This is a genomic window from Streptomyces sp. RerS4 (assembly GCF_023515955.1).
Classification (GTDB): Bacteria; Actinomycetota; Actinomycetes; order Streptomycetales; family Streptomycetaceae; genus Streptomyces.
On sequence record NZ_CP097322.1, the window covers coordinates 4430509 to 4454506 of the forward strand.

General features: G+C 72.0%; 23 protein-coding genes and 2 pseudogenes. 13 read left to right on the plus strand and 12 right to left on the minus strand.

The window, feature by feature from the left end; translation table 11 throughout:
* Window positions 1-140: 140 nt before the first annotated feature.
* Complete coding sequence (locus M4D82_RS20650) at window positions 141-1082, plus strand: YihY/virulence factor BrkB family protein (RefSeq protein ID WP_249767450.1); 942 nt, start codon at window positions 141-143, stop codon at window positions 1080-1082.
* Here the strand turns inward: M4D82_RS20650 and M4D82_RS20655 are convergent.
* Entirely contained in the window at window positions 1079-2314 is a 1236-nt protein-coding gene (locus tag M4D82_RS20655) for a D-alanyl-D-alanine carboxypeptidase family protein (RefSeq protein WP_249767451.1), read from the minus strand. The genes M4D82_RS20650 and M4D82_RS20655 overlap by 4 nt on opposite strands.
* 121 nt (window positions 2315-2435) lie before the next feature.
* On the opposite strand from M4D82_RS20655, the gene M4D82_RS20660 reads away from it, so the two are divergent.
* Window positions 2436-2684, plus strand: coding sequence for an SCO4848 family membrane protein (locus tag M4D82_RS20660; RefSeq protein WP_249767452.1), 249 nt, complete (start codon window positions 2436-2438; stop codon window positions 2682-2684).
* Window positions 2681-4000 carry a metallophosphoesterase gene (locus tag M4D82_RS20665; RefSeq protein ID WP_249767453.1) on the plus strand — a complete coding sequence of 440 codons (1320 nt, stop codon included), beginning with the start codon at window positions 2681-2683 and terminating at the stop codon, window positions 3998-4000. The genes M4D82_RS20660 and M4D82_RS20665 overlap by 4 nt, the downstream gene beginning before the upstream one ends.
* On the opposite strand, the gene M4D82_RS20670 is transcribed toward M4D82_RS20665, so the two are convergent.
* The 8 genes from M4D82_RS20670 to M4D82_RS20705 all read right to left on the minus strand — a co-directional run bounded on the left by M4D82_RS20670 (window position 3986) and on the right by M4D82_RS20705 (window position 9982).
* A complete protein-coding gene (locus M4D82_RS20670; protein ID WP_249767454.1) occupies window positions 3986-4744 on the minus strand; it encodes a TetR/AcrR family transcriptional regulator in 759 nt (252 codons plus the stop codon). The genes M4D82_RS20665 and M4D82_RS20670 overlap by 15 nt on opposite strands.
* Window positions 4745-4755: 11 nt before the next feature.
* Window positions 4756-5190, minus strand: a complete 435-nt coding sequence (locus M4D82_RS20675) for a thiol-disulfide oxidoreductase DCC family protein (protein WP_249767455.1) — start codon at window positions 5188-5190, stop codon at window positions 4756-4758.
* Between the two features lie 3 nt (window positions 5191-5193).
* Window positions 5194-5598, minus strand: coding sequence for a hypothetical protein (locus M4D82_RS20680; protein ID WP_249767456.1), 405 nt, complete (start codon window positions 5596-5598; stop codon window positions 5194-5196).
* Between the two features lie 181 nt (window positions 5599-5779).
* Window positions 5780-6547, minus strand: coding sequence for a succinate dehydrogenase iron-sulfur subunit (locus M4D82_RS20685; RefSeq protein WP_249767457.1), 768 nt, complete (start codon window positions 6545-6547; stop codon window positions 5780-5782).
* A complete protein-coding gene (gene sdhA / locus M4D82_RS20690; RefSeq protein WP_249767458.1) occupies window positions 6547-8301 on the minus strand; it encodes a succinate dehydrogenase flavoprotein subunit in 1755 nt (584 codons plus the stop codon). Before sdhA ends, M4D82_RS20685 begins: the two co-directional genes overlap by 1 nt.
* A gap of 23 nt (window positions 8302-8324) precedes the next feature.
* Window positions 8325-8822, minus strand: a complete 498-nt coding sequence (locus tag M4D82_RS20695; RefSeq protein ID WP_249767459.1) for a succinate dehydrogenase hydrophobic membrane anchor subunit — start codon at window positions 8820-8822, stop codon at window positions 8325-8327.
* A 6-nt stretch (window positions 8823-8828) separates the two neighbouring features.
* A complete protein-coding gene (sdhC, locus tag M4D82_RS20700) occupies window positions 8829-9209 on the minus strand; it encodes a succinate dehydrogenase, cytochrome b556 subunit (RefSeq protein ID WP_283844494.1) in 381 nt (126 codons plus the stop codon).
* 152 nt (window positions 9210-9361) lie between these two features.
* Window positions 9362-9982, minus strand: a complete 621-nt coding sequence (locus M4D82_RS20705) for a 2-oxo-4-hydroxy-4-carboxy-5-ureidoimidazoline decarboxylase (RefSeq protein WP_502988965.1) — start codon at window positions 9980-9982, stop codon at window positions 9362-9364.
* Window positions 9983-10334: 352 nt separating this feature from the next.
* On the opposite strand from M4D82_RS20705, the gene M4D82_RS20710 reads away from it, so the two are divergent.
* From M4D82_RS20710 to M4D82_RS20720, 3 genes are all read left to right on the plus strand, one after another.
* Window positions 10335-11108 (plus strand): RNA polymerase sigma factor, encoded by a 774-nt coding sequence (locus tag M4D82_RS20710; protein ID WP_249771988.1) that lies wholly within the window; start codon window positions 10335-10337, stop codon window positions 11106-11108.
* Window positions 11108-11413, plus strand: a complete 306-nt coding sequence (locus M4D82_RS20715) for a hypothetical protein (RefSeq protein ID WP_249767461.1) — start codon at window positions 11108-11110, stop codon at window positions 11411-11413. Before M4D82_RS20710 ends, M4D82_RS20715 begins: the two co-directional genes overlap by 1 nt.
* 175 nt (window positions 11414-11588) lie before the next feature.
* Window positions 11589-12131, plus strand: a complete 543-nt coding sequence (locus M4D82_RS20720) for a hypothetical protein (RefSeq protein ID WP_249767462.1) — start codon at window positions 11589-11591, stop codon at window positions 12129-12131.
* A 231-nt stretch (window positions 12132-12362) separates the two neighbouring features.
* Here the strand turns inward: M4D82_RS20720 and M4D82_RS20725 are convergent, their stop codons facing one another.
* Window positions 12363-13247, minus strand: a complete 885-nt coding sequence (locus tag M4D82_RS20725; protein WP_249767463.1) for a L,D-transpeptidase family protein — start codon at window positions 13245-13247, stop codon at window positions 12363-12365.
* A gap of 146 nt (window positions 13248-13393) precedes the next feature.
* On the opposite strand from M4D82_RS20725, the gene M4D82_RS20730 reads away from it, so the two are divergent.
* A complete protein-coding gene (locus M4D82_RS20730; protein WP_249767464.1) occupies window positions 13394-14986 on the plus strand; it encodes an acyl-CoA mutase large subunit family protein in 1593 nt (530 codons plus the stop codon).
* Between the two features lie 45 nt (window positions 14987-15031).
* Window positions 15032-15706, plus strand: coding sequence for a leucine efflux protein LeuE (gene leuE / locus M4D82_RS20735; protein ID WP_249767465.1), 675 nt, complete (start codon window positions 15032-15034; stop codon window positions 15704-15706).
* Here the strand turns inward: leuE and M4D82_RS20740 are convergent.
* Both M4D82_RS20740 and M4D82_RS20745 read right to left on the minus strand, forming a co-directional pair.
* The gene (locus M4D82_RS20740) at window positions 15699-17060 is read right to left on the minus strand and encodes a polysialyltransferase family glycosyltransferase (RefSeq protein ID WP_249767466.1); all 1362 of its coding nucleotides are present in this window, start codon (window positions 17058-17060) and stop codon (window positions 15699-15701) included. The genes leuE and M4D82_RS20740 overlap by 8 nt on opposite strands.
* Window positions 17057-18058 (minus strand): glycosyltransferase family 2 protein, encoded by a 1002-nt coding sequence (locus tag M4D82_RS20745; protein ID WP_249767467.1) that lies wholly within the window; start codon window positions 18056-18058, stop codon window positions 17057-17059. Before M4D82_RS20745 ends, M4D82_RS20740 begins: the two co-directional genes overlap by 4 nt.
* Before the next feature lie 230 nt (window positions 18059-18288).
* Here M4D82_RS20745 and M4D82_RS20750 point away from each other — a divergent pair.
* The 5 genes and pseudogenes from M4D82_RS20750 to M4D82_RS20770 all read left to right on the plus strand — a co-directional run bounded on the left by M4D82_RS20750 (window position 18289) and on the right by M4D82_RS20770 (window position 23935).
* Window positions 18289-19617, plus strand: a pseudogene (locus M4D82_RS20750) (DUF6716 putative glycosyltransferase).
* Between the two features lie 88 nt (window positions 19618-19705).
* Window positions 19706-20077, plus strand: a pseudogene (locus M4D82_RS20755) (acylneuraminate cytidylyltransferase family protein); the annotation flags it as partial.
* A 336-nt stretch (window positions 20078-20413) separates the two neighbouring features.
* Window positions 20414-21343 carry an N-acetylneuraminate synthase family protein gene (locus M4D82_RS20760; RefSeq protein WP_249771990.1) on the plus strand — a complete coding sequence of 310 codons (930 nt, stop codon included), beginning with the start codon at window positions 20414-20416 and terminating at the stop codon, window positions 21341-21343.
* A gap of 49 nt (window positions 21344-21392) precedes the next feature.
* A complete protein-coding gene (locus M4D82_RS20765; RefSeq protein ID WP_249767468.1) occupies window positions 21393-22541 on the plus strand; it encodes a hypothetical protein in 1149 nt (382 codons plus the stop codon).
* A gap of 137 nt (window positions 22542-22678) precedes the next feature.
* Window positions 22679-23935 carry an amidohydrolase gene (locus tag M4D82_RS20770; RefSeq protein WP_249771992.1) on the plus strand — a complete coding sequence of 419 codons (1257 nt, stop codon included), beginning with the start codon at window positions 22679-22681 and terminating at the stop codon, window positions 23933-23935.
* Window positions 23936-23998 lie beyond the last annotated feature (63 nt).

Consider the following 23998-nt stretch of genomic DNA (forward strand, 5'->3'; position numbering starts at 1 on the left):
GGAGCTTTCGCAGGACCAGGGTGTGGAACGGATGAGCCGTCGGGCGAAAAGTCACAAACGACGACCGTAGTGCCCAAAAGCCGCAATCCCGACCATTTCCAACACCACGATTGTGGTCACCGCTCGATTACGGTGAGTCCATGGACTGGCTGAAGAAACTCCCCGTGGTCGGACCACTGGTGACCGCCGGCATGCGCACCCACGCCTGGCGCTGCTACGAGCGCCTCGACCGCGTGCACTGGACCCGGCTCGCCGCCGCCATCACCTTCATCAGCTTCCTCGCGCTCTTCCCGCTGATCACCGTCGCCGCGGCCGTCGGCGCGGCGCTGCTCAGTCCGGACCAGCTCGAAAAGCTCCAGCAGAGCCTCGCCAAGCAGGTTCCCGGCATCTCCGAACAGCTCGACCTCGACGGACTCGTCGCGAACGCCGCCACCGTCGGCCTCGTCGCCGGCGCCCTGCTCCTCTTCACCGGCATAGGCTGGGTCGCCTCGATGCGCGACTGCCTGCGCGCCGTGTGGGAAAAGGACGACGAGGACGAGGGCAACCCGATCGTCCGCAAGGGCAAGGACACCCTCGTCCTGCTCGGCCTCGGCGGCGCGGCCCTCGCCTCCGCCGCCGCGTCGATCATCGGGTCCACCGCCGTCGGCCGGTTCGGCGAGCTCCTCGGCATCCCGCGCGAGGGCGCCGGCGGGATCGTGCTGCGCGTCGCGGCCTTCCTCGTCGGAGTGGTGGCCGCCTTCCTGTTGCTCCTCTACGTCCTGAGCCTGCTGCCCGGCGTCGAACCCCCGCGCGGCCGCCTCATCCAGGCCGCGCTGATCGGGGCCGCCGGCTTCGAGCTGCTGAAGCTGCTGCTCAGCGGCTACATCCGGGGGGTCGCCTCGAAGAGCATGTACGGGGCCTTCGGCGTGCCGATCGCCCTGCTGCTGTGGATCAACCTCACCGCGAAGCTGCTGCTGTTCTGCGCCGCCTGGACCGCCGCCCGCGACGACGAAGAGGAGCCCGGGGCGGCGGACGCCGACCGGGAGCCGGAGCCGGGGTCGAAGCCGAAGCCGAAGCCGGAGTCGAAGCCCGACACCCCCTAGGGGGTGTCCGGCCCACCCGGGCCGCGGCGGCCGCGCGGCCACCGGCGGTTGACCACGAGCGCCCCGCCCGCCAGTACGGCCAGGGCCCCGCCCGCGATGCCCATCGCGGTGCCGAGGCCGCTGCCGCCGGCTCCGCCGGCGCTCGCGGAGCCGGCGTCGTCCTCGTGGGACTGGGCGGGGGAGCCGAACGAGGTGGTGTCCGCGCTCTTCGGCGGGACCAGCTCGCCCACCGGCTTCACCTTCCCGGCGGCGGCGAAGCCCCAGTCGAGCAGGGAGGCGGTCTGCTCGTAGACCGAGTTCGCCCCGCCGCCGTCCGGGTTCATCACCGTCACCAGCAGCTTCTTCTCACCGCGCTGGGCGGCGCCGGTGAAAGTGGCGCCGGCCATGGTGGTGTTGCCGTTCTTCACCCCGGCGATGCCCTTGTACGGGCTGATGCCGCCGGCGCCCGTCATCAGCCGGTTGGAGTTCTGGATCTCGAAGAACTCGCGCGGCTTGCCCGCCTCCTGCCGCCCGGGGAACAGCGCGGTCGCCGTGCCGCAGTACTCGCGGAAGTCCTGCTTCTGCAGGCCGGAGCGGGCGATGAGGGTGAGGTCGTAGGCGCTGGAGACCTGCTCGGGAGCGTCGTAGCCGTCCGGCGACACCACGTGGGTGTCCAGGGCCTGGAGCTCCTCGGCGTGGGCCTGCATGTCCTTGACGGTCTTCTCGATGCCGCCGTTCATGGCCGAAAGCACATGCACGGCGTCGTTGCCCGACTTCAGGAAGACCCCCAGCCACAGGTCGTGGACGGTGTATTCGAGGTCCTCCTTCACCCCCACGAGGCTGCTGCCCGGACCCACCCCCTCCAGGTCCTCCTCGGTGACCTTGTGGACCCGGTCCTTGGGCAGGGACGGCAGCACGGTGTCGGCGAAGAGCATCTTCATCGTCGACGCCGGCGGCAGCCGCCAGTGCGAGTTGTACGCCGCCAGGACCTCGCCGGACTCGGCGTCCGCCACGATCCAGGACCGCCCGGTGAGGTTCGTGGGCAGGGCGGGGGCGCCCGGCAGCAGGTTCACCTGGGTCCCCGGCTGACCGAGCGCCGTGCCGCCGACCGTGGACATCGACGCGGGCGGCGCGGGCGCCTTGCGCGCGCGGCCCTTCCCGTCCGCCGGGGCGGCGTGCGCGGGCGCCGCGAGCGTCCAGGGGACGAGCAGCGCGGCGGAAAGGACCGTCAGCGCGGTCTTCTTGGCATACACGCAGGTGAACGTACATCCCGATCGGCTGTCCGGCGTCGTGGACCGGCCAACCGTGGTGAACCACCGCCGGTACGGCCCACCCCGGCGCGTCCGTCCTGGGTACGAAACCGATACTGGAGCCATGAAACTCAGCCGCCCCGTCTCCTGGTTCCTGCTCGCCTTCGGCGTCTGGAGCTGGTTCATCTGGGTGTCCTTCGTACGCAACCTGTGGAAGAACGGCAGCGGTCTCGCCTTCGACGCGGCCGGCGAGCCCACGGCCTACTTCTGGGTCCACCTTCTCCTCGCGGTGTCGTCGTTTCTCCTGGGGACGGCCGTTGGTGTGATCGGGTTGCGCGGCCTGCTGGCCCTGCGGCGGGAATCGCGACGATGACCGTACTGGTGGTGATCGGCGCCGTCCTGGCGGTGGTGGCGCTGCTGGTGGCCGTCCACCGGTGGCTGTGGATCCGGCTGGTCCGCGACACGACCCGGCCGGGTGGCGCGGCCCGGCGCGCGGGCACCTTCCTGGCGTTCGCGCTGCCGCTGTTCGCGCTCGCGGCCCTGACGGCCGGCCGGGCCGGCGCCCCGTTCTGGCTCGAACGGCTGGTGGCCTGGCCGGGGTACATGTGGCTGGCGGTGCTGCTGTACCTGACCCTGGCCATGCTGGTCGCGGAGCCGATCCGGTACGTCCTGCTGCGCCGCCTCGCGCCGCACGACCCGGCCGAGGCCCGGACGGGCGTACGGGAAGCCGCGACGCCGGTCCCCGCCGCGGCGGCCGACCCCGACGGGCCGGCGTCCGGCGTGGCCGTCGCGACCGAGAACCGACCCGATGCCGATGCCGATGCCGACGCCGACGCCGCCACCGGGGCCGCCCCGCCCGGCGGTATCAGCCGGCGCGTGTTCGTGGCGCGGGCCGTCGGCGGCGCGGCGGCGCTCGCCGCCGGGGCGACCGTCGCGAACGGCACCTACGGCGTGCTCCGCGGCCCCCGCGTCAAGCGCGTCGCCGTCCCCCTGAACCGGCTGCCCCGCGCGGCCCACGGCTTCCGCATCGCCGTGGTCAGCGACATCCACCTCGGCCCGATCCTCGGTCGCGCCCACACCGAGCGCATCGTGGCCACGATCAACAGCACGCAGCCCGACCTGATCGCCATCGTCGGCGACCTCGTCGACGGCGACGTCCGCGACCTGGGACCCGCCGCCGAACCCCTGCGCCGGCTGTCCGCCCGCCACGGCAGTTACTTCGTCACCGGCAACCACGAATACTTCTCCGGCGCCCAGCAGTGGGTGGACCACGTCCGCGAGCTGGGCCTCGTCCCCCTGGAGAACGCCCGCCACGCCCTGCCGCACTTCGACCTCGCCGGGGTCAACGACGTCCAGGGCGAGATCGAGGGCCACGGCCCCGACTTCCAGGCGGCGCTCGGTGACCGGGACCGTTCCCGCGCCTCCGTGCTCCTCGCGCACCAGCCGATCGTCATCGACGAGGCCGTCCGCCACGGCGTGGACCTCCAGCTCTCCGGCCACACCCACGGCGGACAGCTCTGGCCCGGCGAGTACCTCGCCGAGCTGGCCAATCCGACCGTCGCCGGCCTGGAGCGCTACGGCGACACGCAGCTCTACGTGTCCCGGGGCGCGGGCGCCTGGGGCCCGCCGGTCCGCGTCGGGGCGCCGTCCGACATCACCGTCGTGGAGCTGGCCTCATACCAGGCCTGACACCTCGGGCCCTTCCTCCGGGCCCGCGTCCGGGTCCGAGGCGCGCTTGCCGCGCGAGACCGCCGTCCGGGCCATGCCCGGCAGGAAGTCCGTGAACAGCTCGTGCACCTCGCGCACCAGCGGCCGCAGGACCCGGAACCGGGCCAGGATGATGCCCCTCGTCGTCAACTGCGCGCCGCGCTCGGCGAGGCGGCGCGTCTTCTGGCTGTCGGGGGAGCGGTCGAAGACCCAGTAGAGGACCAGGCCCATCTGCGAGAGCCACATCAGCTCCGGCAGTACGTCGGCCAGTTCGGCCGGGACCTTGGTCTTCGCCCCGGCCAGGACCTCGCGGTGGATGTCGATCGCGGCCTTGCGGGCCGGTTCCGATTCCGGGGAGAACGGGCTGAGCGGACTCTCCGGGTCCGCCGCGTTCTTGAAGAACTGCGAGGCGAACTCGTGGTACGGCGCGGCGATGTCGAGCCAGCACGTCAGGACGCCGGCGAGCCGCTTCTGGAGGTCCGTCTCCTGGTCCAGGATCGGCCGTACGGCCGCCTGGTGGGCCGCGCCGATCCGGTCGTAGAACCCCTGGACGAGGTGTTCCTTCGACTCGAAGTAGTAGTACGCGTTCCCGACCGAGACCCCCGCCTCCTTGGCGATGCCCCGCATCGTCGTCTTGTCGAAACCGCGTTCCTGGAAGAGTCGGAGCGCGGTTTCGAGGATGAGCGTGCGGGTCTGCTCGCTCTTGGGTGCCTTCTGCTCTGTCACGGTGTCCGACCTTATCGGGGCGTGGCGCACCGGTCGTCACAGGCCGGTACCCCGGACTCCGACGAGAACTCCGTCGAGGATTCCGTCGATTCCGTCCGTACGGCGTGGCGGACGGCGGCGGCCGTGTGCATGGCCGCCTTCGCGAAGGGGCGACCGGCCGGGGTGGCCAGCCAGTTGGCCTTCGGCCGGTGCTCGGCCAGGGCCCACAGACACACGATGAAGGCGTCCGTGCCCGTCCACACCTGGCCCGTGTCCCCGATGACGGTGATCTCGCGGAGGGTGGCCGCGTGGTCGAGTCGGGGGAACTGCTGCCGCGCCGCGTAGGAGTTCGCCGGCACCAGCCGCAGCGGTACGAGCCACCGCTGCCCGAGCAGCCAGTGCCGGATGTGGACGCACACCGGGCAGTCCGCGTCGTAGAGGACGGTCAGGTGCCGGGTCGCGCGCATCGGTCAGGCCCCGGCCGGAGCGGTCCAGGCGGTCGGGGGGATCGGCGGCGTCTGCTGACGCTCCATGATCCCGCGCCGGCGCATCTTGTTCAGCACCCACACGTTGCCGAGGTGCATGACGCCGAGGACCAGCAGGACGACGCCGAGCTTGACCGACAGGGCCTCGAAGAGGCCGCGGGCTTCGAGGATGGTCTCGCCCGAGCGCAGGTAGAGGGTCACGAAGCCGATGTTCACGAGGTAGAAGCCGACCACCAGGAGGTGGTTCACCGCGTCCGCGAGCTTCTCGTTTCCGTGGAGCACGTCCCCGATGAAGACGCGGCCGTTGCGGCTGAGCGTACGGGCCACCCAGACGGTGAGAGCGATGCTGATGAGCAGGTAGATGACGTACGCGACCACGGTGAGGTCCATTGCCCCAGCCCCTTTGAACGTGTTCAACTGCTGACGTCGTTGACTCTAGCCCCCTTTTTGAACAGGTTCAAGCGAAGTCGGGGTGCCTACGTGCACCGCCCCTGAAAACGACGAGGCCCCGCCTCCGGAGGGATCCGGGGGCGGGGCCTCGTGGGCTGACCTCAGCCAGGCGCGTCGAGAACTAGAAGCGGCGGGTGATCAGGGCGCGCTTCACTTCCTGGATGGCCTTCGTGACCTCGATGCCGCGGGGGCAGGCATCGGTGCAGTTGAACGTCGTGCGGCAGCGCCACACGCCGTCCTTGTCGTTCAGGATCTCCAGGCGCTGCTCGCCCGCCTCGTCACGCGAGTCGAAGATGAAGCGGTGCGCGTTGACGATCGCCGCCGGGCCGAAGTACTGGCCGTCGTTCCAGAACACCGGGCACGAGGACGTGCACGCGGCGCACAGGATGCACTTGGTCGTGTCGTCGAAGCGCTCGCGGTCCTCGGCGGACTGCAGGCGCTCGCGCGTCGGCTCGTTCCCCTTGGTGACCAGGAACGGCATGACGTCCCGGTACGCCTGGAAGAACGGCTCCATGTCCACGACGAGGTCCTTCAGGACCGTCAGGCCCTTGATGGCCTCGACCGTGATCGGCTTCTCCGGGTTGATGTCCTTGATCAGCGTCTTGCAGGCGAGCCTGTTCTTGCCGTTGATCCGCATCGCGTCGGAGCCGCAGATGCCGTGCGCGCACGAGCGACGGAAGGTCAGCGTGCCGTCGAGGTCCCACTTGATCTTGTGGAGACCGTCGAGCACGCGCTCCTTCGGGTCGATCTCGACCTGGAAGTCCTGCCACTCCGCCTGGTCGGAGACCTCGGGGTTGAAGCGGCGGATCCGGAAGGTGACCGTGATGAACGGCGAGGCGGCGGCCGCCGCCTCCATCTTGTCCGTCTTGGACAGGGTCGGGGTGGCCATCAGTACTTACGCTCCATCGGCTGGTAGCGGGTGACGACGACGGGCTTGTAGTCCAGGCGGACGGAATCCTTGCCGTCGGCGCCGACCTCGCGGTACGCCATGGTGTGGCGCATGAAGTTGACGTCGTCGCGGTTCGGGTAGTCCTCGCGGTAGTGACCGCCGCGGGACTCCTTGCGCGCGAGCGCGGACACGGCCATCACCTCGGCCAGGTCGAGCAGGTTGCCCAGCTCGATGGCCTCCAGCAGGTCCGTGTTGAAGCGCTTGCCCTTGTCCTGGACGGACACGTTCGCGTACCGCTCGCGCAGCTCCGCGATCTTCTCGACCGCGGTCTTGATGGTCTGCTCCGTACGGAACACCATCACGTTCGCGTCCATCGTCTCCTGGAGCTCCAGGCGCAGGTCGGCGACCCGCTCCGTGCCCGTGGAGTTGCGCAGGCGCTCGACGAGGTCGACCACGAGCCCGGCCGGGTTCTCCGGCAGCTCGACGTAGTCGTTCTCGGCCGCGTACTTGGCCGCCGCGATGCCCGAGCGCTTGCCGAAGACGTTGATGTCCAGCAGCGAGTTGGTGCCCAGACGGTTGGCGCCGTGCACCGACACGCACGCGACCTCGCCGGCCGCGTACAGGCCGGGGACGACGGTGGTGTTGTCCGACAGGACCTCACCCTCGACGTTGGTCGGGATGCCACCCATGGCGTAGTGCGCGGTGGGCTGGATCGGGATCGGGTCCGTGTACGGCTCGATGCCCAGGTAGGTACGCGCGAACTCGGTGATGTCCGGGAGCTTCGCGTCGAGCTGCTCCGGCGGCAGGTGGGTGAGGTCCAGGTACACGTGGTCACCGGCCGGACCGCAGCCGCGGCCCTCACGGATCTCGGTGTAGATGGAGCGCGAGACGACGTCACGGGACGCGAGGTCCTTCATGACCGGCGCGTACTTCTCCATGAAGCGCTCGCCGTCCTTGTTGCGGAGGATGCCGCCCTCACCGCGGGCGCCCTCCGTCAGCAGGATGCCCATGCGCCAGATGCCCGTCGGGTGGAACTGGAAGAACTCCATGTCCTCCAGCGGCAGGCCGCGGCGGTAGCAGGCCGCCTGGCCGTCACCCGTGAGGGTGTGCGCGTTGGAGGTCACCTTGAAGAACTTGCCGGTGCCGCCGGAGGCGTAGATGACGGCCTTCGCCTGGAACACGTGGATCTCGCCGGTGGCGAGCTCGTACGCGACCACACCGGCCGACTTCTTGACGCCGTCCTCTTCGACGATGAGCTGGTCGAGGACGTAGAACTCGTTGAAGAACTCCACGCCCTCCTTGACGCAGTTCTGGTACAGCGTCTGGAGGATCATGTGACCGGTGCGGTCCGCGGCGTAGCAGGACCGGCGGACCGGCGCCTCGCCGTGGTTGCGGGAGTGACCGCCGAAGCGGCGCTGGTCGATGGTGCCGTCCGGGGTGCGGTTGAACGGCAGGCCCATCTTCTCCAGGTCGAGGACCGCGTCGATGGCCTCCTTCGCCAGGATCTCGGCGGCGTCCTGGTCGACCAGGTAGTCACCACCCTTGACCGTGTCGAAGGTGTGCCACTCCCAGTTGTCGTCCTCCACGTTGGCCAGCGCGGCGGCCATGCCGCCCTGCGCGGCGCCCGTGTGGGAGCGGGTGGGGTAGAGCTTCGTCAGCACGGCGGTGCGGCTGCGCTTCGTCGCCTCGATGGCGGCGCGCATGCCCGCGCCACCGGCGCCGACGATGACGGTGTCGTACTTGTGGATCTTCATTGGTTTCGCCTCAGCCCCGTTGCCTAGCGGATGTTCGGGTCGAAGGTGAAGATCACCAGCGTGCCCAGAAGGATGGTGAACACCGTGGCGGTGTAGAGCAGGCCCTTCAGCCACAGCCGCGTGTTGGCGCGCTCCGCGTAGTCGTTGATGACGGTACGCAGACCGTTGGCGCCGTGCAGCATGGCCAGCCACAGCATCAGCAGGTCCCAGACCTGCCAGAACGGGGACGCCCAGCGACCGGCCACGAAGGCGAAGCCGATCTTGGAGACGCCGCCGTCCAGCACCAGCTGGATCAGCAGGTGGCCGATGACCAGGACGACGAGGACGATGCCCGAGAGGCGCATGAAGAGCCACGCGGCCATCTCGAAGTTGCCCCGGGTCGAGCGCGGGGTCTTGCCCGTGCGCTTGCGCGGGGCCTCGATGTACGGCGCCGGGTTGTCGACGTCGTAGAGGGACACGCCCTCCACGTCGCCGATGGCCTTGGCGGCAGAAGTGTCAGGAACTGTGTTGTTCGAAGACATGGCGCGTCACTTCCCGAACAGTTCAGCGGCTGCGTGGCCGAGCACGGGGTACAGGGCCCCGACCATCAGCACGACCCAGATGCCCACGACGGACCAGAGCATCTGCTTCTGGTAGCGCGGGCCCTTGGACCAGAAGTCCACAGCGATGACACGGAGACCGTTGAGCGCGTGGAAGAGGATGGCGGCCACGAGGCCGTACTCCAGCAGCGCGACGATCGGAGTCTTGTAGGTAGCCACGACATCGTCGTACGCCTCGGGAGAGACGCGGACGAGAGCGGTGTCGAGGACGTGTACGAACAGGAAGAAGAAAATGAGGACGCCGGTGACTCGATGAGCCACCCAGGACCACATTCCTTCCCGGCCGCGGTACAACGTTCCAGCCGGCACGGAAAACCCTCCGGAAGCGGGGCGGGGGCCAGCCGGCTTCTTTGTCGGTCGGGCCCGGCCGGGTACGGTCCACCGGCCCCGGACATCGTAGCGACGCTTTGTCGGTTCCCTCGCGCGGGGTCCTTGGGTGTGATCAAACAGGCACGGACGGGCTATCCCACAGGGGCGAATAGCCCGAAATCGGCCGGAAATCGGCCATCATCAGGCCCATCGCCCCCCACACCGGCCAGAGTGTCGAGCAAACGGACCAGCCGGGAACGCGCCACGAGGCGCAGCTCGTCCGCGGCGATCGAGCGCTCCTCGTCCACCTCGTGAGCCATCCTGCGGCGGATCGCCGCCAGCAGCTGGTCCACCTGCTCCTCCGGCGGATGCCCGTCGAGGCAGATCACGAAGGCGTGCCCGAAGGTCCGCTCGTACTGCGCGCGGGCCGCGTCCAGCGCCAGCAGCGCGGCGTACGGGGCCCCGTGCCCCAGCTCCGCCGAGGACTCCCCGGCCAGCGCCTCGGTCAGGTCGCCCTGCGAGAGGTCGTACGCCGCCTCGTCCGCCGCCGCCAGCAGCGCGGCGGTGTCCGGGTACGGGCGGTGCGCGGCCATCCGGTGCGCCCAGCGGTCGCTGCCGCAGCAGTGCAGGAGCGCGGCGCGGGCGCTCTCGTGCGGCAGGGAGTTCAATCGCGCCAACCCGGAGCCCGGGGCGGAGGCCGGGCCGCGGACCTGTGCCGGAAGATGGCTGGACAGCGGAGGTCTCCTCGGGGCGGGGCGGGGGTGTACCGCCACGCTAGCGATGAGGGAGACGGTGTGGCGTGAGCGTGTGAGGATTTCACCCGGAAGTGAGCCGAAAGGATGAACGGCGCATCATGCGGGTCATCCGCGGGTCGCGGGAAACGGGTCGCGGGAAGAGGACGACGACCGAGGCCGCCACCCCCCACAGGAGAGGCCCCGGCCGCCGTCCGACACGGGCTCGTGCGACAAGCCCGTATCCCTGTCAGCGCCGCGAGTGCGTTTTGTGTCACACCTCGCTCCGCGCAGGGTTGGTTGCTGGTTGTACAACTCGTGGACGAGAGGTACGTGAAAGCCGTAACGTGCGGATTTGCGCCACACGTACAGGACGTTGAACGGGTTGGGGACTTTGCTGGGGGACGACGCGGAGCTGACCGCCGCGGTGCTCGCGGCACAGGACGGCGACGAGAGCGCGTTCCGGACTGTGTACCGCGCCGTGCACCCGCGCCTGCTCGGATACGTGCGCACGCTCGTCGGTGACGGCGACGCCGAGGACGTGACCTCCGAGGCCTGGCTGCAGATCGCCCGCGACCTGGACTCCTTCACCGGCGACGCCGACCGCTTCCGCGGCTGGGCCGCCCGCATCGCCCGCAACCGGGCCCTCGACCACATCCGCATGCGCGGCCGGCGCCCCGCCATCGGCGGCGACGAGACCGAGCTGACGGGCCGGGCCGCCGACTGCGACACGGCCGGCGAGGCCATGGAGGCCCTCTCCACCGGCGACACCATGGCGCTGATCGCCCAGCTCCCCCAGGACCAGGCCGAGGCAGTCGTCCTGCGGGTGGTCGTCGGCCTCGACGCCAAGAGCGCGGCCGAGACCCTCGGCAAACGCCCCGGCGCGGTCCGCACCGCCGCGCACCGGGGCCTGAAGAAACTCGCCGAACTGCTCGCCGCCGAAGCCGGCGGAACGGGCCGGCGCGAAACCGGACGCGAAAACGAAGCGGAATCCCGGGCCGGGGTCGGCCATAATGCCGGGGGCCGGACGCGCCAGGGCCAGACACACCAGGGCCAGACGCGCGAGGGCGACCTCGACGCCGTACCGGCGCAGCGCGCGCGGGCCGCGGAGCTGGTGAAACAAACCGGTGTGACGCATTCACGTTGGCGGACGCAGAAGGACATGTGATGGCCGACGAGCACAACGGGTGGCTGGACGCCGCCGCGGCGGACCGCCTGCTGCGCGGAGAACCGGCCGGCCCGGTCGGACCCGACGCCGATCCCCGGGCGCGGGCCGCGGCCGCGCGGCTGCGCGCCGCCCTGGACACCCTGACCCCGCCCCGGTCCGCCGGGGCCGCCGAACTGCCCGGCGAGGCCGCGGCCCTGGCCGCCTTCCGGGCCGCCCGGGGCACCGCGCCGACGCCGCTGCCCGCGTCGCTGCCGGTGGCGGCCAGGCCGTTCCGGAGGCGACCGGTGACGTCCACGAGCCGCTGATCGACCTCGCGCCGCTGCCACCCGTACGCATCCCCGCGCAGCGCGCGGTCGCGCGGCCGTCCGCTTCGGGCTGGCCGCCGCCCTGGCCGGGGTCGCCGTCGGCGGGATCGCGGCCGCCGCGGGCGCCGGCCTCTTCGACCGGGACTCCCGCCACACCGCCGGCCCCGCCCCGGCCGTGTCGGTCAACTCCGACACGGACCCGGCGCCGGCCGGGGACACCACCGTCCCCACCCTCGTCCCGCAGCTGCGTCCCACCCCGCAGTACGGCGGTGACGTTCCGCCGTCCGCCGCGCCCGGGTTCTCCCGCGCCCCGGGTACGGAGACCCGTACGCCGTCCGGGGGCTCCGCGATGACCCCGTGGGCCACCCTGACGCCCGGCGCCACCGCCGGCCCCGACGCCCCGGACACGGGCGGCGACCCCACGCCCGGCCGCAACTCCCTCGCCGAGGACAAGGACCGCGACGGGGACGGCCAGGGCAAGCCGGCCGAGCTGTGCAGGGAGTACAAGTCGGGCAAGATCAGCGCCGACCGGCGCGAGCGGCTCGTCAAGCTCGCCGGGGCCCTCCAGAAGGTGTCACGCTTCTGCGAGACGGCGCTGGACGCCGGCGGCGCGCCGCGCGGCAACGCCCCCAAGGACGGCTCCGCCGATCAGGGCAGCGTCGTCGTCAGCCCGCCGCCCGTGCTGTCGGGCGGCTCGCTGGGCTTCCGCACCCACTGACACGGCCTCCGCGCCCCCCCGGGAAACACGGCCGTGCGAGGGCAGTAACACTTTTCGAACCCGCGGCGCAGTACATATTGAGCCGACTGGTCATCGGCCGCGCATGAGCCGGGGTTCCCCCCGTACCCCTGGGCTCTGCGCAACCGGCGCGGGCGGGGCACGTTCCCCCGGCCCTGCCCGCGCCCTCAATCCCCACCGGCGATCCGCCGGTGGAGGGTCACCAACAGAAGGTCACCAGTAGACGACGACCTTGTCGCCCACCTGGACCTGATCGAACAGCGTCGACAGCTTCCCCTTGTCCCGGACGTTCACGCAGCCGTGCGAGGCGCCGGCGTAGCCGCGGGCCGCGAAGTCCGAGGAGTAGTGCACGGCCTGACCCTGGCTGAAGAACATCGAGTACGGCATCGCGGTGTGGTAGATCGTGGACGTCCACTCGCGGGCCTTCCACTCCACCTTGAACTCGCCCTCACGGGTCGGCGTGTTCTCCGAGCCGAAGCGCACGTCCATGGTCGAGACGACCTTGCCGTCGATCATCCAGGCGAGGGTGCGGCTCTCCTTGCTGATGCACATGACCCGACCCTGCATGCAGCGCGGGTCCGGGGCGTCGACCTCGTTGGTGGTCGGCGGGCGCAGCTCCTCGTCGGTCGGCTTCCTGCTGAGGCTCTGCACCTTCTGCCAGGTGGCCTCGTCCACCGAACCGGTCGCGGCCAGTCCGTGCTGCGACTGGAAGGTCTTCACCGCCGCCGTCGTCTTCGAACCGTAGAAACCGGTGGGCGCCGTGGACACCAGCTTCAGCTGACGCAGCCGGGCCTGGAGCTCGCGGATCTGGTCGCTCTCGTCACCGTTGGCCATGATCGGCTTCACGCCGGGGGACGCCGAGGACGAGGACGAGGACGAGGACGAGGCCGACGGCGTGGGCGAGGCGTCGCCCGGCTTGCCGTCCGAGGACGGGGAAGCGGAGGGGGAAGCCGCGGCCGAGCCGCCGGGGGCGGGCGAGGAGGGCGCCGCCGGAGTCGCGTCGGCCGTCTGCGGAGCGCAGGCGGTGACGGCGGTCGCGGCGAGGGCGACGGCCGTCGCCAGACCGAGCGTGCGGATGATGACTGTCTGGCGCTGCATCGCGTTTCCCCCGTTTTCAACGTTCGTGTATCTAGGTGATGCATGACGGGCGTGGACAGTTGCGGACGGTGCCCGGATGTTGCGCCATTGTGACCAGCGGCCGGCGCGGGGTCGGTTGTACCAGCCCCGGAAGGTGGTCGACGTCGATGGACCGACCCACGTCCCGCACCGAGAGCGGCATCCCGATCGAACCGGTCTACGGGCCCGAGGCCCTGACGGACTGGGACCCGTCCGTCAACCTCGGTGTACCGGGGGAGTACCCGTACACCCGTGGCATCCACGCCACGATGTACACCGGACGGCCCTGGACCATGCGCCAGTACGCCGGGTTCGGGACGGCCGTCGAGTCCAACGCCCGCTACCGCCGGCTCATCGAGGGCGGCGGCACCGGCCTGTCCGTCGCCTTCGACCTGCCCACCCAGATGGGCCACGACTCCGACGCCCCGCTCGCGGCGGGCGAGGTCGGCAAGGTCGGCGTGGCCGTCGACTCCCTGGACGACATGCGGGTCCTGCTCGACGGGATCCCCCTCGACCGGGTCTCCACGTCGATGACCATCAACGCGCCGGCGGCCCTGCTGCTGCTCATGTACCAGCTCGTCGCCGAGGAACGGGGTGTCGCGGGCGGGCAGCTGACGGGCACGATCCAAAACGACGTTCTGAAGGAGTACATCGCGCGCGGGACGTACATCTTCCCGCCGGGCCCCTCCCTGCGGCTGACGGCGGACGTCTTTCGCTACTGCCGCGCCGAGCTGCCGAAGTGGAACACGATCTCCGTCTCCGGCTACCACATGGCGGAGGCCGGGGCCTCGCCCGCGCAGGAGATCGCCTTCACCCTCGCCGACGCCGTCGCCTACGTGCGCACTGCGCTCGGCGCCGGGATGTCGGTGGACGAGTTCGCGCCCCGGCTGTCCTTCTTCTTCGTCGCCCGCACCACCCTCCTGGAGGAGGTCGCCAAGTTCCGGGCGGCCCGCCGGATCTGGGCCCGCCTGATGCGCGAGGAGTTCGGCGCCCGCGACCCGAAGTCACTGACGCTGCGCTTCCACACCCAGACCGCCGGCGTCCAGCTGACGGCGCAGCAGCCCGAGCTGAACCTCGTACGGGTGGCCGTGCAGGCGCTGGCCGCGGTGCTCGGCGGCACCCAGTCGCTGCACACCAACTCCTACGACGAGGCCATCGCGCTGCCCACCGAGAAGGCGGCAACGCTCGCGCTGCGCACGCAGCAGGTGCTCGCGTACGAGACGGACGTCCCGCACACCGTGGACCCCTTCGCCGGCTCCTACGCGGTGGAGCGCATGACGGACGAGCTGGAGGAGGAGGTGCTGCGCCTGATGCGGCGGGTCGAGGACCTCGGCGGGGCGGTGGCCGCGATCGAGGCCGGCTTCCAGAAGGCGGAGATCGAGGCGAACGCCTACCGGATCGCGCGGGAGCAGGAGGCGGGCGAGCGGGTGGTGGTCGGCGTCAACCGCTTCGCGCTGGAGCGGGAGGAGCCGTACGTGCCCCTGCGCGTGGACCCGGGGATCGAGGCCCGCCAGTGCGCGGCGCTCGCCCGGCTGCGGGCCGAGCGGGACGGGGAGGCGGTGGCGTCCGCGCTGGAGGAGCTGCGGGAGGCGGCCGCGGGGACGGCGAACGTGCTGTACCCGATGAAGGAGGCGCTGCGCGCGCGGGCCACGGTGGGGGAGGTCTGCGGGGCGCTGCGGGAGGTGTGGGGGGCGTACGAGCCGTCGGGTTCCACATGGTGAAATGCGGTGGCGCGACAGGTGCATGCCCGTGGGACACTCCTGCACATGCTGGGTGTCACCGATCTGCCGACCTATCTCGCCGGCCTCGTCCTGATCATTCTCCTGCCGGGGCCGAACTCGCTCTACGTGCTGTCCGTCGCCGCGCGCCGCGGGGTGCGGACCGGCTACAAGGCCGCCGCCGGGGTGTTCACCGGCGACGCCGTGCTGATGGCGCTGACCGCCCTGGGCGCCGGGGCCCTGCTCCAGGCGAGCCCGCTCGCGTTCACCGTGGTGAAGTTCCTCGGCGCCGGGTACCTGGCCTGGCTGGCCGTCGGGATGATGCGCGGCGCCCGGGAGCTGTGGCGCACCCGCCGGGAGCGGGCGCCGGAGGAGCCGGCAGGCGCCGCGACCGCCGTGCCCGCCGCGACCGCCGGGGCCGGCGACGGCGAGCGGCCCTACCGGCGCGCGCTGCTGATCAGTCTGCTCAACCCGAAGGCCATCCTCTTCCTGATGTCCTTCTTCGTGCAGTTCGTGGACCCGTCCTACGGCTACCCGGCGCTGTCGTTCCTGCTCCTGGGCGGGCTCTTGCAGACCGGCAGCTTCCTCTACCTGACGCTGCTGATATTCGGCGGCACCCGCCTGTCCGAGGCGTTCCGCCGCCGCAAGCGGCTCTCGGCGGGGGCCACCTCGGCGGCGGGCGTGCTCTTCCTGGGCTTCGCCGCCAAGCTCGCCGTCAGCTGACCTTGCGCAGTCCCCGTCGCAGTCGGTGCACGACCCGGCGTACGGCGGGACTGCGCGGCAGGAACGACAGCTGGGCGGGGATCCCGCCCGGCAGACCCAGCACGGTCAGCCGCCGCCGCGCGAAGTACCGCCAGGTGTGCGGCGTCAGGTTCTTGGCGAGGTACGCCTCCGCCGGCGCCCGCCGCTCGGCGAGGACGCGCGGCTGCATGGTGAAGCCCACCGCGCCGACGAGGCCTTGGAGATCGGCGGGCGGCTCGTGCCCGTCCGGCTCGGCCAGGTCCGCGACCAGGGCGTCCACCAGCGTCAGCGGGATCCGGTTGCTGTTCTGGTACGGGGCCAGGCGGGCCAGCATCGTCCCCGTGCCGGTCCGCGCCGCGGGGATCCCGTACAGGGCGTGCGCCGTCAGCAGGCCGGTGGAGAAGCAGCCGACGACCAGGGCCGGGCGCAGCCGCTGGTAGAGCGTCTCGGCCAGCACCGGCGCGTCGAGCACCGTCAGGTGGGCGCCGAGCCGTTCGGCCTCGGCCTCGGCGAGGCGGCAGTAGGCGGCGGGGGCGTTCGGGTGCGGTTTGAAGACGAGTTCCCGGTGGCCCCGTTCGACGGCGCCGCGCACCATCGCGACGTGCAGTTCCTCTTCCTCCGCCGGTGACATCAGGTCCAGCGCCGACAGGTACTGGCCCAGCAGCAGCACGGGCGGCGTGTTCTCGGGGGGCGTGTACGAGGCACCGTCCCCCGACTCCGGCAGGTCCGCGAGCTCCGCCAGCACCTTCAGCAGCGCCGGCGCCGGGACGGTCTCCGCGCGCACGTCGAACTCGGTCAGCAGCAGCGGCCGCAGCCCCGGCACCAGGTCGGGGTGCAGGACGCGCCGCACGCGGGTGCCGATCTGCGGGTCGAGGCGGAAGCGGGTGGGGCCGTAGGACATGAGCCCGTCGGCGTAGACGTCGATCGCGGCTCCGGGGAAGAGTCGGGCCAGGCTCTGCGCGGGCGGCACCTGGAGGGACTCCACGATCAGCTCGATCCGGTCCTCGCCGAGTCCCCACAGGGCGCGCAGCTGCCGCTCCCACAGCGGGACGTCCTCGGGGCGCGGGGCCCAGGTGCTGGGGTGCTGCGGGGCGACGACCGCGTTCCAGTCGAGCACCTCGTCGAAGCGGGTGCGCAGGGCGGCGAAGCCGGGCATGGCCTCGATCCCGGGGGTGACCTCGGGGGCGAGGCAGTGGTTGCTGGTCAGCAGGATCCGGCGGGCGGCCGGGGGGAAGGAGCCCGCGTCGACGCAGGCGGCGAGGGTGGCCGTCCCGTAGAGGGTGGAGGCGAGGAAGATCTGGGTGACGCGGGCGCCGCCGGTCGTCGGTCGGTTCACGCGGCGGCCCCCGGGGTGGTCGCGCTCCGGCCGGCGCGGGCCGGGGTGCGGCGGCGCAGCTTGCGCAGGATGGCGGACCGTTCGACGTCCATCGAGTCCAGGGCCTCGTCCAGGGCCGGCCGGGGCATGCGCCCGAGTGCGTCGGCGCTCAGGGCCCGGAGTTTTTTCGCCACGGCCGGTTCGAACCTTTCGATGGATCCGATGTGATGCGCGATGATCGCACAATAGGTGCGCACGGCTTTGGCGATCAGGAGTTCGGATTCCCGATCTTGTTCCGTATCGGCCAATACCTGATCGAATGCGCGAATGAAATCGAGCTGACGCTCGTCCCCGATCTGGGTGAGCGAGGTGGAAATGCCGCGTCGGTAGAACACCCCGGGCATCGCGACCGCAGCGAAGGAGGCCGCCTCCCGGTGCAGCCGCCAGATCCACGGCCGGTCCTCGGCCGTCCGCAAACCGTCCGTGAAGTGCAACAACCCCCGGTCCAGCAGCCGCCGGTGGTACATCCCGGCCCAGGCGTACGGGTAGTCCACCGCCGTCGCCCGCGAGGCCGGCAGGATCGCCGCGCGCGGATCGCCCACCACCCCCTGCGGCCCGTACGGCACGCGTTGCACGCTGCGCGCCTTCCCCGTCACCTGCACGTGGTCGGTCCGGACGAAATCGCAGCCCAGGGCCTCGATGGCGGCCAGCGTACGGGCGAAGTGGCCCGGCGCCAGCCAGTCGTCGCCGTCCAGGAAGGCGATGTACTCCCCGCGCGCCGCGTCCAGCCCCGTGTTGCGGGCGGTGGCCAGGCCGCCGTTGCGGTCCCGTCTGAGGAACACCGCCCCCGGCAGCGAAGCGGCGGCCCGCTCCAGCAGCTCGGGCGTCCCGTCCGTGGAACAGTCGTCGACGAGCAGGAACTCGAAATCATCGCGAGCGTTGAGTTCGAGCGCCTTCAGGGCTTCCGGTGCGTATGTCTGCACGTTGTAGAACGGCACGACCACAGAGAGCTTGAGCACCCGCGAGAGATTAGGGCGCGGTTCACCGTTCATCGTGGCCCGGATGCGGATTTCATGTGAACGAAGCGGGGCGGGCGCGTTAACCCGCACGCTTTCGCATTTCGTCGACGGGTTGTTAACCCGCCGTTGTGCGGTCGTTGGGCCGAACACCGGAAATGCGGAATAGCTTCTGCCGGGTGCCAGCGCCACTGAGCAGAACGCCCATGGGCTCCATGGACCCCATGGAACCGATGGACAGAAACCGAGCCGACCTTCGGATCGCCGTGCTCGCGGATTCCGACACGCGGTGGAAATGGGGCGCGCTCACCGCGCGCCGCCTCGCCCCCGACGCCGCTCCGCACCAGGTCGGCGGCTATCTGCTGCGCGGGCGGGCCACCCCCACCGCGCGCCAGCTCGGCGAGGTCGGGGCGGGCGGCGCCGTCGAGGTGACCTGCGCGCAGTTCCTCGCCCGCCTGCGCGAGGAGCCGTACGACGTGGTCGTCCTCGCCCTCGTCGGAGGCGCCGTCCAGGCCGTGCTGCACGGGATCCGCGCCCAGTGGCCCACCCCCGCCGCCCGTCCCGTCCTCGTCACCGGCTACGTCGGCGTGGTCTACGAGAAGCTCGCCGACGGGCTGCTGCTGCGGCACGGCGCCGACCTCGTCCTCGCCAACTCCCGCCACGACGCGACCCGCTTCCGCGCCGTGTACGAGGGGGTGGGTGCGCCCGCCGAGGCCGTCGTCGAGACCGCCCTGCCCTTCCTGGAGGGCGCCCCGTACGAAAGCGCCGGCGACCGCGCCCACCGCGTGGTCTTCGCCGTCCAGCCCTCCGTGCCCGAGAGCCGCGCCGACCGCCTCCACCTGCTGGAGCGCGCCGCCCGGCACGCGCGGCTGCACCCGGGGCGCGAGGTCCTGGTCAAGCTGCGCAGCCGGCCCGGGGAGCACACCACGCACCTGGAGGAGCACCCCTACCAGCGCCTGGTCGAGCGGCTCCCCGGCGGCCTCCCGCCCAACTGCCGCCTGGCGTACGGGAACATGGGCGAGGTGCTGGACACCACCGACCTGCTGGTGACGGTGTCCTCCACGGCCGCCCTGGAGTCCCTGCACCGGGGCATCCCGACCGCCGTGCTCACCGACCTCGGCGTCCGCGAGGCCCTCGGCAACCACCACTTCCTCGGCTCGGGCTGCCTGACCTCGTGGGACCACCTCGACGCGGGCCGGCTGCCGCGCCCCGACCCCCGCTGGCTCGCCGCGCACGGCGTCCCGGGCGCGGCGGCGCGTCTCGCGGGGGAGTCCGACCCCTACGCCGCCGCCCGCGCCCGGCTCGCCGAGCTGCTCGGCGCCGGGAACTGCCGCCCGTCGCCCCGTACTACACCCTGGCCACCGCCCCCGGGTACCTGCCCGGGATCCTGGCCCGCCAGCACCTCGCCCCGACGGAACCCCGCAGCCGGGCGCCGCGCGCGGGACGCGGGAGTCCGCCGCCCGCCGCTGGCTGCGCGCCCACCTGCGCGAGGCCGCCCGGGGCGCGTACCGGCACGGGGTCCAGCGCGTGGCCCCGCGATCCGCCGGCTGGGCGAACTGTGACCCCGCCCGCCCGCGAGGCACCCCAGGCCCCGGCCCCGTCGCCGCTCAGGCCTCCGCCGCCCGTGCCGCGCCCCGCGTGTTGGCCGTCGTGCCGGCGCGGGGCGGGTCCAAGGGCGTGCCGGGCAAGAACACCGCACCCGTCGGCGGCGTACCGCTCGTCGCCCGCGCCGTGCGCGCCTGCCTGGCCGCGCCCACCGTCACCGACGTGGTCGTCTCCACCGACTCCGACACCATCGCGGCCGCCGCCCGCGCCGCCGGCGCCGGCGTGATCCGTCGCCCCGCGGCCCTCGCCGACGACACCGCGAGCAGCGAGGCCGCCGTCCTGCACGCCCTGGCCGCCTTCGAGGAACTGCACTCCCTCGCCGTGGACGTGGTCCTCCTGGTCCAGTGCACCAGCCCCTTCCTGACCCCCTCCGACGTCGAGTCAGTCGCCGCCGCCGTCGCCTCGGGCGCCGCCGACTCGGCCCTGACCGCGGCCCCGTTCCACGGCTTCCTGTGGCGTACGGGCCCCGACGGCCGCGGCAGCGGGATCAACCACGACGCCGCGTACCGCCCCCGCCGCCAGGACCGGCCCGCCGAACTGCTGGAGACCGGCGCCGCCTACGCCATGGCCGCCCCCGGCTTTCGCGCCGCACGCCACCGCTTCTTCGGGCGGACCCTGCCCGTCGCCACCGACCCGGCACGGGTCCTGGAGGTCGACGACCCGCACGACCTCGCCCGCGCCCGCCTCCTGGCACCCCTTCTCGACCCCCGCCCCACCACTCCACCGCGCATCGAACGAAGGACACCTGCCGCCATGAGCGTCGACGCCACCCCCCACTCCCGCCTGCGCACCTTCGGCGCGCGTACCGCCGGCCCCGGCCACCCCGTCTACGTGGTCGGCGAGATCGGCATCAACCACAACGGCGACCTCGGCACCGCCTTCGCCCTCATCGACGCCGCCGCCGACGCCGGCTGTGACGCCGTCAAGTTCCAAAAGCGCACCCCGGAGATCTGCACCCCGCGCGACCAGTGGGACATCGAACGCGACACGCCCTGGGGCCGGATGACCTACATCGACTACCGCCACCGCGTCGAGTTCGGCGAGGCCGACTACCTCGCCATCGACGAGCACTGCGCCAGGCGCGGCATCGACTGGTTCGCCTCCCCGTGGGACACCGAGGCCGTCGCGTTCCTGGAGAAGTTCGACCTCCCCGCCCACAAGGTCGCCTCCGCCTGCCTCACCGACGACGACCTCCTGCGCACGCTGCGCGCCACCGGCCGCACCGTCGTCCTCTCCACCGGGATGTCCACCCCGAAGCAGATCCGGCACGCCGTCGAGGTGCTCGGCAGCGACAACGTCCTGCTGTGCCACGCCACTTCGACCTACCCGGCGAAGGCGCAGGAGCTGAACCTGCGGGTGATCAACACCCTCCAGGAGGAGTACCCGAACGTGCCGATCGGCTACTCCGGCCACGAGACCGGCCTCCAGACCACCCTGGCCGCCGTCGCCCTCGGCGCCACCTTCGTCGAGCGGCACATCACCCTCGACCGCGCGATGTGGGGCTCCGACCAGGCCGCCTCCGTCGAACCCGGCGGCCTCGCCCGCCTCGTGCGCGACATCCGCACCATCGAGACCGCCCTCGGCGACGGCGTCAAGCGCGTCTACGAGTCCGAGCTGGGCCCGATGAAGAAGCTCCGCCGCGTCCAGGGTCCGGTGCCGGCCACCGCGCCGGCCACGATCTGACCGGCCCCGCCCCCTCCTCCCCACGAGCTCCTCACGAGCGGAGAACCCGGTGAACTCCCCCGCCTCCACCCTGGCCTTCGTCGAGAGTCCGGTCCAGCTCCTGAACGTGCTGGAGTGGGCCTACGCCCGCCACGGCGCCGGCGGCCCGCTGCCGGCCGTCCCGACGCAGCCCGGCCCGCTCGGCGACCGGGCGGCGCAGTCGGCCGCACCCCCGGCCGGTGACGCCGGGCAGCCGACCATCGTCGTGCTTCCGCCCACCGACCCGATGTCGCGGGGGCAGCTGCGCCGGATCGCCGGGATCGCCCGGGGCGAGGGCCACGACGTGCGGTGGCAGGAGGCCCGGGGTGGCTCCGGGGCTCCGCTGCGGGCGCTCGCCGCGCTCGCCGCGAGCGTGCGCCGGGCCCGGCGGATCGTCGTCGGGGACCCGTTCTCCCGCTTCGTGCAGCTGCTGCTGGTCCCGGCCCGCGCCGCCGAGCTGGTCGTCGTGGACGACGGCACCGCCACCCTGGAGTTCGTCGCGCAGCTCGGGCGCGGCGAGCGGCTGCGCCGCTGGCACCGCAGCGGCGGCGGGGCCGCGGCCCGGGTGCGCGAGCTGGCGTACGCCCCGGTGTCCGGTACGGCCCGGCGCCGGCTGACCCCGCGCGGCGGGCGCGGGGTGGAGCTGTTCACCTCGATGCCGGTGACCCCGCTGCCCGGGATGGAGGTGCGGCTCAACGACTTCGCCTGGACGCGCGCCCGGTTCGGCCCGCCCCGGCTGACCAAGGGCACCGACCTGGTCGGCACCTCCCTGGTGGAGACGGGCGTGGTCGATCCGGCCCGCTACCTGGAGGCGGTCCGCGCCCTGACCCTGGAGCTCGGCGTGACCCGCTACTTCGCACATCGCCGCGAGGCCCCGGAGAAGCTGCGGCAGCTGAGCGAGGCGACCGGGTTGGAGATCGTACGACCGGACCTGCCGCTGGAGCTCGTCGCCCGCCGTGGACCCATCGGCCGTACGATCGTCAGCTTTCCGTCCACGGTCGTCCACACGCTGCCCTACGCACTGACCGGTACCGGTGTGACGGTCGCGGTGTGCGACATCGACCCCGACTGGCTCACGGCCGGCGCCTCGCCCCGCGCCCGCGGGTTCCTGGCCGGCGTCACCGACACGGCCCGCGATGTGCGCAGACTCCCGGCGAAGGCGGCCTCGGCCGCCGGGTGAGCGCGCGAGTTTACCCCCGCGCACATCCGGTCATGCGTCCAGAGGTCGTGTTTTTATCCCCTAACGGCATGAACTTTTGGTGATCTACAGCCAGTTGAGCCATCCGTGCGCCTACCCTTCAACGGGTGAACCAGTTGATGTCCCGCGAGTCCCCGTCCGCCCTGCCCGGCAAGCCCGTCCGGCCCGAGCTGCCCGGCAAGCTTCCGGATCACCTGCGTGCCGAACTGATCGCCTTCCGCCGGGACTTGCACATGCATCCCGAGCTAGGACACCAGGAATTCCGCACCACGGCGGCGATCAAGGCCCGGCTGGAAAAAGCCGGCCTGCGCCCACGGGTGCTGAAGTCCGGGACCGGCCTGATCTGTGACGTGGGCACCTGGGACCGCGGTCGGCCGATGCTGGCCCTGCGCGCGGACATCGACGCCCTGCCCATCCCGGATGCGAAGACCCACGTCTCCTACCGTTCCACCTATCCGGACCGCGCCCACGCCTGCGGCCACGACGTGCACACCGCCGTCGTCCTCGGCGCCGGCCTGGTCCTCGCGGACCTCGACCGGCAGGGGCTGCTGCCCCGACCGGTACGGCTGCTGTTCCAGCCGGCCGAGGAGGTGCTGCCGGGCGGGGCGACGGAGGCCATCGACTCCGGGGTCCTCGACGGGGTCGGGCAGATCATCGCCGTCCACTGCGACCCGCGCGTCGACGCCGGACGCCTCGGCCTGCGGCCCGGCCCGATCACCTCGGCCTGCGACCGGCTGGAGGTCACCCTGTCCGGCGCCGGCGGTCACACGGCCCGCCCGCACCTCACCACGGACCTGGTGACGGCCGCCGCCCGGGTCGCCGTCGACGTACCGGCCCTGCTGGCCCGCCGGATGGACGCCCGCTCGGGCATGTCGGTCACCTGGGGCCGGCTGGAGGCGGGGCACGCCTGCAACGTCATCCCGATGCACGCGGAGCTGTCCGGGACGGTGCGGTGCCTGGACCTCAACGCCTGGTACGAGGCGCCCGACATGATCCACGCGGCGATCGACGAGGTCTCGACCATGCACGGGGCGAAGTTCGAGATCAACCACGTGCGCGGCGTCCCGCCCGTGGTCAACGACCCGGTCGTGACGGAGCTGCTGCGCGAGGCGATGGCCGCCCGGCGCGGCGCCGAGTCGGTCGAGGACACCGAGCAGAGCCTGGGCGGGGAGGACTTCTCCTGGTACCTGGAACACGTCCCCGGCGCCATGGCCCGCCTCGGCGTCCGCAGGCCCGGTGACACGGCCAAGCGCGACCTGCACCGGGGCGACTTCGACGTGGACGAGTCCGCGATCGGGGTCGGCGTCGAGTTCTTCACGGCCGCCGCGCTGCTCGACGGACGGCGCGTGCGACCGGTGGGCGTGGCGGACCGATGACCTAGACCGGTGACCTAAAGGACAGGTGGCGGAAAAGATCCGGTAAAGCTCACTACATCATCG

Excerpts from the sequence above, each read along its gene's own strand:
- M4D82_RS20650 (WP_249767450.1), top strand. The coding sequence starts at position 141 with ATGGACTGGCTGAAGAAACTCCCCGTGGTCGGACCACTGGTGACCGCC.
- M4D82_RS20660 (WP_249767452.1), top strand. The coding sequence starts at position 2,436 with ATGAAACTCAGCCGCCCCGTCTCCTGGTTCCTGCTCGCCTTCGGCGTC.
- M4D82_RS20665 (WP_249767453.1), top strand. The coding sequence starts at position 2,681 with ATGACCGTACTGGTGGTGATCGGCGCCGTCCTGGCGGTGGTGGCGCTG.
- M4D82_RS20675 (WP_249767455.1), bottom strand. The coding sequence starts at position 5,190 with ATGCGCGCGACCCGGCACCTGACCGTCCTCTACGACGCGGACTGCCCG.
- M4D82_RS20680 (WP_249767456.1), bottom strand. The coding sequence starts at position 5,598 with ATGGACCTCACCGTGGTCGCGTACGTCATCTACCTGCTCATCAGCATC.
- M4D82_RS20685 (WP_249767457.1), bottom strand. The coding sequence starts at position 6,547 with ATGGCCACCCCGACCCTGTCCAAGACGGACAAGATGGAGGCGGCGGCC.
- sdhA (WP_249767458.1), bottom strand. The coding sequence starts at position 8,301 with ATGAAGATCCACAAGTACGACACCGTCATCGTCGGCGCCGGTGGCGCG.
- M4D82_RS20695 (WP_249767459.1), bottom strand. The coding sequence starts at position 8,822 with ATGTCTTCGAACAACACAGTTCCTGACACTTCTGCCGCCAAGGCCATC.
- M4D82_RS20715 (WP_249767461.1), top strand. The coding sequence starts at position 11,108 with ATGGCCGACGAGCACAACGGGTGGCTGGACGCCGCCGCGGCGGACCGC.
- M4D82_RS20725 (WP_249767463.1), bottom strand. The coding sequence starts at position 13,247 with ATGCAGCGCCAGACAGTCATCATCCGCACGCTCGGTCTGGCGACGGCC.
- M4D82_RS20730 (WP_249767464.1), top strand. The coding sequence starts at position 13,394 with ATGGACCGACCCACGTCCCGCACCGAGAGCGGCATCCCGATCGAACCG.
- leuE (WP_249767465.1), top strand. The coding sequence starts at position 15,032 with ATGCTGGGTGTCACCGATCTGCCGACCTATCTCGCCGGCCTCGTCCTG.
- M4D82_RS20760 (WP_249771990.1), top strand. The coding sequence starts at position 20,414 with ATGAGCGTCGACGCCACCCCCCACTCCCGCCTGCGCACCTTCGGCGCG.
- M4D82_RS20770 (WP_249771992.1), top strand. The coding sequence starts at position 22,679 with ATGTCCCGCGAGTCCCCGTCCGCCCTGCCCGGCAAGCCCGTCCGGCCC.